This window comes from Kocuria sp. CPCC 205235 (assembly GCF_040980905.1).
In the GTDB taxonomy this organism is placed as follows: domain Bacteria; phylum Actinomycetota; class Actinomycetes; order Actinomycetales; family Micrococcaceae; genus Kocuria; species Kocuria carniphila.
In genome coordinates this window covers 1-523 of record NZ_JAVKPR010000106.1, presented here as the reverse complement: position 1 = coordinate 523, position 523 = coordinate 1, and the positions used below count along the sequence as shown (strand labels likewise).

The 523-nt window shown below is 72.1% G+C and carries 1 pseudogene; it reads right to left on the bottom strand.

Annotated elements, in window-relative coordinates:
* A pseudogene (locus RF638_RS16205) lies at nucleotides 1-523 on the bottom strand (DUF2867 domain-containing protein); the annotation flags it as partial.

Sequence of the window (523 nt, the reverse complement as noted above, 5' to 3'; positions counted from 1 at the left end):
TTTCTTCAGCGCGAGCGCCACGGCGCGGCGGTAGCCGGCCAGCCCCTCGGGGGGCGGCGGGATGTGGTCGTCGATGTCGTGCTCGCCCGACACGGCGTCGTGCTGCAGCGACTGCACGAGCGGCACGGCCAGGCCCAGGGGGATCGGGGTGACCATGCCCACCCAGAACCCGGACAGCCGGGGCGCGGGGAGGGGGAAGTGGAAGACCACCCGCCGGCGCAGCCCGGCCACCCGGGCGTAGCGGCGCATGGCGTCCGCGTAGGTCATGACGTCGCGGGAGCCGATGTCGAAGGTGCGGTTGAGGCCCTCCGGCAGGTCCATCGCGTGGATCAGGTAGTACAGCACGTCACGGACGGCGATGGGCTCGATGCTGTTGGTCACCCAGGACGGCGCCGGCATGATCGGGAGGGTGTCGCCGAGGTGGCGGATCATCTCGAAGGACGCCGAGCCGGAGCCGATGACCACGCCGGCCTGGAAGACCACCGCCGGGACCGAGCTCGCGAGCAGGATCTCGCCCACCCGG